8 protein-coding genes are annotated in these 7,402 nt (G+C 67.4%); 1 reads left to right on the forward strand and 7 read right to left on the reverse strand.

The genetic code is table 11. The features are described from left to right. Nucleotides 1-96: 96 nt before the first annotated feature. The 3 genes from BS38_RS0122385 to BS38_RS0122395 all read right to left on the reverse strand — a co-directional run bounded on the left by BS38_RS0122385 (nt 97) and on the right by BS38_RS0122395 (nt 3,651). On the reverse strand, nt 97-1,560 hold the full coding sequence (locus BS38_RS0122385; protein ID WP_028272780.1) for an FAD-dependent oxidoreductase: 1,464 nt from the start codon (nt 1,558-1,560) through the stop codon (nt 97-99). 106 nt (nt 1,561-1,666) lie between these two features. Beyond that, nucleotides 1,667-2,923 (reverse strand): uroporphyrinogen-III C-methyltransferase, encoded by a 1,257-nt coding sequence (gene cobA / locus BS38_RS0122390; RefSeq protein WP_028272781.1) that lies wholly within the window; start codon nt 2,921-2,923, stop codon nt 1,667-1,669. 113 nt (nt 2,924-3,036) lie between these two features. Continuing rightward, nucleotides 3,037-3,651 carry a TetR/AcrR family transcriptional regulator gene (locus BS38_RS0122395; protein ID WP_028272782.1) on the reverse strand — a complete coding sequence of 205 codons (615 nt, stop codon included), beginning with the start codon at nt 3,649-3,651 and terminating at the stop codon, nt 3,037-3,039. A gap of 75 nt (nt 3,652-3,726) precedes the next feature. Here BS38_RS0122395 and BS38_RS0122400 point away from each other — a divergent pair, with 75 nt between their 5' ends. Beyond that, nucleotides 3,727-4,218, forward strand: coding sequence for a cupin domain-containing protein (locus BS38_RS0122400; protein ID WP_043439711.1), 492 nt, complete (start codon nt 3,727-3,729; stop codon nt 4,216-4,218). Nucleotides 4,219-4,289: 71 nt separating this feature from the next. Here the strand turns inward: BS38_RS0122400 and BS38_RS0122405 are convergent, their stop codons facing one another. The 4 genes from BS38_RS0122405 to BS38_RS0122420 all read right to left on the reverse strand — a co-directional run. Further along, nucleotides 4,290-4,733, reverse strand: a complete 444-nt coding sequence (locus tag BS38_RS0122405) for an SRPBCC family protein (protein ID WP_028272784.1) — start codon at nt 4,731-4,733, stop codon at nt 4,290-4,292. Nucleotides 4,734-4,857: 124 nt separating this feature from the next. Then, complete coding sequence (locus tag BS38_RS0122410) at nt 4,858-5,853, reverse strand: ABC transporter permease (protein ID WP_028272785.1); 996 nt, start codon at nt 5,851-5,853, stop codon at nt 4,858-4,860. Continuing rightward, a complete protein-coding gene (locus tag BS38_RS0122415; RefSeq protein ID WP_028272786.1) occupies nt 5,843-6,568 on the reverse strand; it encodes an ABC transporter ATP-binding protein in 726 nt (241 codons plus the stop codon). Before BS38_RS0122415 ends, BS38_RS0122410 begins: the two co-directional genes overlap by 11 nt. 64 nt (nt 6,569-6,632) lie before the next feature. Then, a partial coding sequence (locus BS38_RS0122420; protein ID WP_028272787.1) for an ABC transporter substrate-binding protein occupies nt 6,633-7,402 on the reverse strand: 770 nt, incomplete at its 5' end.

Below are 7,402 nucleotides of genomic sequence, written 5' to 3' on the forward strand. Positions count from 1 at the left end.
TAAACAGCGCGAACCGGCAGCTGATGACGCCAAACCCGTGGTTTGCGGTCATCTGCTGCCGGTTCGCGCTAACGATTGGGCCTACAAGCGAAAGCCCTAGACCTGCGCGGCTACTCCGTCGCGGGAAATGGACACCATGTCTTCGCGCGGCACAACCTTGACCCGTTCGCGGGCAACCTCGACGCCGTGCGAACCGGTCTCGGTGGCCTTTTCGCCGAGGGCGCGCTCGTGCGCGTCCAGGGCCAGCCAGCCTTCCCAGCTGGTGTACTGCACGCCGCGGTTTTCCAGCAGTTCGACGACGGCTTCCGGAGCCGGCGCGGCTGCCAGCGGCAGGTTCGCGCGGTCTTCCAGCAGGTAGGTCACGGTCTCGAGGGCGTCGCCCTTGGTGTGGCCGATGAGGCCCACCGGGCCGCGCTTGATCCAGCCGGTGGCGTAGATGCCCGGCACATGGGTGCCGGCCGCGTCCAGCACGCGTCCGCCGTCGTTCGGTACAACACCCTTCTTGTGGTCGAATTCGACCTCCGGGAGGGCTGAACCGAAGTAGCCGATGGCGCGGTACACGGCCTGGACCGGGTAGTCCACGAACTCGCCGGTGCCGCGGGCGTTGCCCGTGCCGTCCAGCTCGGTGCGCTCGAACTTCATGCCGGCAACCTGGCCCGGGTTTTCCGCGGAGTCGTAGATTTCCACCGGGCTGTGCAGGAAGTGCAGGTGCAGGCGGCGGGAGGCCGTGAGCTCGGAGAGCTCTTCCGGCTGCTCGGCGATCCAGTTGGTGAGGGTGCCCACCATGGTCTTGGTCTGGTTGTTGCTCTGGACCTGGCGGTCGGATTCTTCGTCGAACTCGAAGTCCTCCGGGTAGAGGATGATGTCCACGTCCTTGGAGTGGGCCAGTTCGCGCAGTTCCAGCGGGGTGAACTTCACCTGGGCCGGGCCGCGGCGGCCGAAAACGTGCACGTCAGTGACCGGGGAATCCTTCAGGCCGCGGTAGACGTTGTCCGGGATTTCGGAGACCAGGAGGTCGTCGGCGTGCTTGGAGAGCATGCGGGCCACGTCCAGGGCCACGTTGCCGTTGCCGATCACGGCGATTTCCTTGGCGTCCAGCGGCCATTCGCGGGACACATCGGGGTGGCCGTCGTACCAGGAGACGAAGTCGGCGCCGCCGTAGGAGCCCCCGAGTTCGATGCCCGGGATGTTCAGGTCCGCGTCCTTGATGGCGCCGGTGGCGAAGATGACGGCGTCGTAGTGGGTGCGGAGGTCCTCGATGGAGAGGTCCGTGCCGTAGTCAACGTTGCCGAAGAATCGGATGTCGCCGCGGTCCAGGACCTTGTGCAGGGCGTTGACGATGCCCTTGATGCGCGGGTGGTCCGGAGCCACACCGTAGCGGATCAGGCCATAGGGCGCCGGGTAGCGGTCAAAGAGGTCGATGCTCACGGTCAGCTCGCCGCTCTTGACGGCTTCGCTCTTGGTGAGGATGTCGGCGGCGTACACGCCGGCGGGGCCGGAGCCCACGACGGCGACCCGGAGCGGGCGGGCGGCAGAACCTACGGTGGTGCTAGTTGACACGGCTGTGTTCCTTTTTTCTGTCACGGCCCAACTAGGTCGCAGCAGATGTCGTTTTGAGGGCTCAAAAGGACACCTGCTGCTACTTAGTTGGGAAGGGGCTACGGGGCTACTTGGTCAGTACGCGGGGACGGTTCGGGGTGGTGGTGCTGTAGTCGGCAGTCTTGAAGTGCGACGGCGCGAACGGGCTGACGCGGACAACGTCACCGATCACGATCACCGCGGGATTTGCGACGCCGGCGGCCTCGGCCTGGTCAGCGATGGAACCGACAGTGCCGATGGTCACGCGCTGGTTGGGCAAATAGCCATTCTCAACGATGCCAACTGGAGTGTCCTGAGGCAAACCGGCACCCACCAGGGCGGCGGCGGATTCGCGGAGCTGGCCCACTCCCATGAGCAGCACGATGGTGTGGTCCGCCCGGGCCGGGACCTCGGAGAGTTCTTCGTGGCCGGTGACCACGCTGAAACCCTTGGCCAGGCCGCGGTGCGTCACGGGAATGCCGGCTGCTGCGGGAACGGAGATCGCCGAGGTGACGCCGGAGACCACTTCAACCTCGACGCCGTGCTGCCGGCAGAATTCTGCTTCTTCGCCGCCGCGGCCCAAAACGTAGGGGTCTCCGCCCTTGAGCCGGACCACACGGTGGCCTTTGAGTGCCTCGTCCACGAGGATCCGGTTGATGCCGGCCTGCGGCACGGGATGGTGGCCGGGGGTCTTGCCCACCTCGATCACGCGGACGTCGGGGGCGAGTTCGTTCAGGAGGTCGCGGGGTCCGAGGCGGTCTGCCACCACGACGTCGGCCTGGCCCAGGAGCCGGCGGCCGCGGACGGTGATGAGCCCGGTGTCGCCGGGGCCGCCGCCCACAAGGGCGACGCTTCCCCGGTGGGCCCGCTGGCGGCGGAGCGGGAGGTCGCCGGTTTCCAGTGCAGTGGCCACGGCGTCGCGCAGGGCCATGGCGCGGCGCGGGTCTCCCCCGGCGTTCACGGCGATCTGCACGTCGTCAACGACGGCGACGGCGGGGGTCCAGGCGGCGGAGGCTTCGTGGTCGGAGGCGTTGACGCACCAGACGCGCTGCGCCTCGGCGTCGGCCGAAACCTGGGCGTCCACGGCGGAATCGCCGGTGGCTGTCTGGACGAACCAGACGCCGTCGACGTCGGACGTACGGTAGGGGCGCTGCTCCCAGGTGAGGAGGCCGGCGCCGGCCAGTTCCTCAAGTCCCGCGGAGGAAACGGGGGCAACCACGGTTACCCGGGCACCGGCGTCGAGCAGCCCTTTGGCGCGGCGCGTGGCCACCGGCCCGCCGCCCACCACCAGTACGGGGCGGCCCAGCAGGCGCAGTGCCGTGGGGTAGATGTCCTGAATTGCCATGGATCAACGGTAGGGCCGCGTCATATACCGGAACAACGGCGCGGAAACACCAGTTCACGTAAGGTAACGCTGCGTCACATTGCTGTGGCGCTCATTCGGCGGACGGGGCCTCCTCAGCCTGCGGGCGGCGGGCCCTGGGTCAGGGCCTGGTTCAGCAGGGCGTTGGCCGTCCACCGCATCGAGGCAATGGCAGCGTCCCTGCTGAGGCCGCCCACATCGGTCAGCCACACCAGCGACTCGATTCCGATGGCACTGCGGATCGCCAGAACCAGCCGACGGATCTCCGCGTCGGACAGCTCAGGCTGCAACGGGGCAAGCGCCTCGGCGATCCACGCGATAGCGCGGCCCTGGCGCAACGGCAGGCCCCGTTCCTGGCCGTCCGCCGGTTCCAGCGAGAGCCGCAGCATGGTCCGCTGCTGCGCCTCGGTTTCGATGATCATTCCGGTGAACTCACGCACCACGGCATCCAGGCGCTCGGCCACATCCTCCGGCGGATTATCCGGCAGCATCGATGTCCGGGCAGTCTCCGGATGGGCCGCAGCCAGCAGCTCCCGTTGGCCCGGGAAATACCGGTACGCAGTACTCCGGGCGACACCGGCCACCAGCGCGGCCTCATCCACCGTGGGCGTTGCCCCGGACGCGACGAGTTGGCGTGCGGCAGCAACCAGGGCTTCAAGGGTGCGGTGCTTCTGACCGGTGCGCCCGACGTCTGCATAAGGTCTTGACATGTCCTTCATGGTACCCGAGTCTTGTTATGGGACAACAGTCCCATAAGTCTTCCGACCAGCATCGAGGCGACCACCATGGAGACGAAGAAAGTTGCATCAGCCGTAGTACTGCAACCCGGTGAGGGAGCCCGCCGCTGGTTCTTCGGCGGCGGGGTACAGACCTGGAAAGCCACGGAAGAAGACACAGCCGGCGCGTTCCTGCTCTTCGAGGATGAAATGGCCCTCAATAAGGTCACTCCGCTTCATACCCATCCCGACTCGGACGAGACCATGTACATCCTGGCCGGCGAAATCCTGATGAACATGGACGGCACTGAGCACCGGGTCGCCGCGGGCGGACTGGTCATCGCGCCGAGGGGTGTACCGCATGCGTTCAAAGTCACCCAGGCGGGGACCCGCGTGCTCTGCCTGCACACACCTGGCGGCGCGCAGGCCTTCTACTTTGGCGCCAGCGAGCCCGTCGACGCCGATGATGACGGTGCGCGGGTGGTGGACTTTGACCGGATCCGCGAATCCGGGCGTGTGAACGGCGGCATTGAGATCATCGGGCCGCCTCCATTTGATTAGGTCCGCCGTTTGATTAGGTCCGCCGTTTGATGAGGTCTGTGACGCCAGGGCAGCCCCGGCGTCCGCAGCGGTCAGAGGCCGGCGAGGTAGAGGCCGCGCTCCACGATCAACCGTTCCAGGTACCGGTGCAGCACCAGCTTCTCCACGATCCGGCCCAGCAGACCGAACGGCGCCGTGAACTCGACCCGGTCCGTCATGACGCTTCCGCTGGCTGTGGCTTCGAACTCGTGGACGTGACGGAAGGCCTTGAACGGCCCGCGGACCTGCTCGTCCACAAACCTCTCGGGGAACTCCATTGAGGTGATGCGGCTGGTCATGCGGATCGGCACGCCGAAGTGCCGCGCCCGCCACGTGACCTCCTGCCCGGCACCGATCAGGCCCATCGTCACGCCGGCCACTGCCTGCTCCCCCGTGTCGGCCTGGGAGCCGAGGTGCGCATCGATGCTCCGGGCGAGGTTGAACAGCCGGTCCGGGGGCAGTACGGATTCGGTGCGGCACACGAAGCTGACGGTCATGGCGCCAGTCTGCCAGACTCCGCCCCGCGCGGCCGGGGCACCTCATCCAGACAGAACAGCAGAGCCCGACGGCGGGACTCGCCGTCGGGCTCTGCTCTTTGGTCCTGCTCCTGGCCCGGAGGCCCTAGCGGGTGCTGCCGGCGAGGAGGCCGCGGCGGCGCAGGAGGCGCTTTTCAATCGGCGCGAAGACCAGCAGTTCGATCAGGATGCCTACGGCGAGGATCAGCAGGATGGCCGACATCACGATCGTCATGTCCGCCAAGTCGCGGCCCTGGTTCAGCATGGAACCGAGGCCGAAGCCGATGGTGCCGCCCACTGCGATGATTTCGGCGGCCATGAGCGACCGCCAGGAGAACGCCCAGCCCTGCTTGAGTCCGCTCAGGTAGCCCGGCAACGCCGCCGGAAGGACGATCTGGAGGGCCATCTGCACCCGGTTGGCGCCCAGCACCGTGCCCACGCTGCGGTACTGCGGCGGGATCTGGTCCACGCCGGAGATCAGGCCGTTGATGATGGACGGGATGGCGCCCATGAACACCACGAAGTACACCGTGGCGTCCGTGAGGCCGAACCAGATGATGGCCGCAGGCACCCAGGCCACGGAGGGCAGCACCTGCAGGCCTGAAATGAGCGGGCCGAACGCGCGGCGCAGCGGGGCCACCTGGGCCAGCAGGAGTCCGATCGGCGTCGCAATGACCACGCTGATCAGGAACCCGACGATGCCGCGCTGCAACGAGGTCCAGACGGCTTCCTGCAGTGAACCGTCGGCCCACAGGGTGCCGAACTGGCCAAGCACGTCGAGCGGTCCGGGCACCAGGTCGCGCCGCTTGAATCCAAGGGACACGTAGAACTGCCAGGCCAGGACCAGCACCACGAGCGCCGCCACCGGGAGCAGGATGCGGCTCCAGTCGATGCGCGCCGCGCGGGCTGCGTCCGACTGCAGCGAGTCAAGGCCGGATTCGAGCTCGCGCAGGTCTTCGTTCCCGGTGGAGGACCGGGTCAGGGCCGCGTGGACCTTCCGGCTCTCGGGCTCACCGGTGTTCGACCCTGCCTGGCCGGAGATTGAGCTTGTCGAAATCGGGCTCTCGACGGGCTCGGCCAGGGGCGTTGGGTTATTTGGCATGGCGGCGGATCTCCTCTCGCAGCCGGGCGGTGATGACCCCGGTCAGCTGTCCGGCAAGACCGGCGTCGGTTCGGTGTTCCTCGGTGACGTTCCATTCCTGGACCACGCGGCCGGGGCGTGACGACAGCAACAGCACGCGCTGGCCCAGCCGGACGGCTTCGCGGACGTTGTGCGTCACAAAAACGATGGTGCGGCCGGTTTCCTTCCAGATCCGTTCCAGCTCGTCGTGGAGGAGGTCGCGGGTGATGGCGTCCAGCGCGGCGAAGGGCTCGTCCATGAGCAGCAGCTGCCGGTCCTGGGCCAGGGACCGGGCCAGCGAGACGCGCTGGCGCATGCCGCCGGAGAGCTCGTGCGGGCGCTTGTCCCCGGCTCCGCCAAGGTGGACCAGGTCCAGGAGTTCGTTGGCCTTCGTGCGCCGTTCGGACTTTCCCACGCCGCGCAGCTTGAGGGCGAGCTCGATGTTTTCCCGGGCCGTCAGCCACGGGAAAAGGGCGGCGTCCTGGAACATGAAGGCTGCGCCGTCGCTGGGGACTTCAAGGGCGCCCGACGTCGGGAGTTCCAGTCCCGCCATGATGTTCAGCAGGGTGGATTTGCCGCAGCCGGAAGCACCCAGGAGCGCGACGAACTCGCCTTGGGCGATGCTGGCGTTGACGTCGTCCAGCACCGGGGCGCCGTCGCCGAAGCGTTTACCCAGGTTTTCCAGTACGACTGGCATGGTCCTGTCCTTACGTTGTTGGGGCTGGAGTTGATGCTGCGGGGGTGGTTCTGCTGCGTGCCGGTTAGTCGTTGCCGAGTCCGGCGGCGCTGACCTTGCTGCCGCCGGTTTCGGCGGTGACGCTGTTCAGTGCCGTGAGGTCGAAGATGCCGCTGATGTCCGCCTGCTTGGTGGTGCCGGCGTCCACGCCGTCCTGCAGCAGCTTCTTGTACGCTCCGGCCAGCGGATCCACGGTGAACACGATGTTCTTCAGCGACCGCTCGATAACGTCGGCAGGGAGTTCGGCTCCGCCGGACTCTTTCAGCGCGGTGTTCAACACGCTCGCCTTTTCCGCACCGGGGGTGTCATTGAGCCATTGGACCGATTCGGCGTGGCCCTTGAGCAGGGCTTTGACGGTCTCGGGGTGGTCGGTGGCGAACTTCTTGTTCACGATCAGGATGGTGGTGGGGAACTCGCCCGGCTTCCCGGTCAGGGACCCGTCCCACAGGTCCTTTTCGTCCACCAGCACCTTGGCGCCGGCCTGCAGCACCAGCCGGGACGCCCAGGGCTCCGGCAGCCACGCGCCGTCGAGCTTGCCGTCCTGGAACAGCTTCAGGGTCTGGGCGTTCTCGGTGGGGTTGATGGCCACGTCGCCGCTGCCGTCGGTGTTGGTTTTGTAGCCCTGCGCGGCCAGCCAGGCCCGCAGCGCCACGTCCTGGGTTCCGCCCAGCTGCGGCGTGGACAGGGTCTTGCCCTTCAAATCCGCCGCGGCGGCGATCTCCGGTTTCACCACCAGCTGCGCGCCGCCCGCCGCGGCCCCGGCGATGATGCTCACGGACTCGCCCTTGCTCTTCA

Origin of the sequence: Arthrobacter sp. UNC362MFTsu5.1 (assembly GCF_000685965.1) — a bacterium.
Classification (GTDB): domain Bacteria; phylum Actinomycetota; class Actinomycetes; order Actinomycetales; family Micrococcaceae; genus Arthrobacter.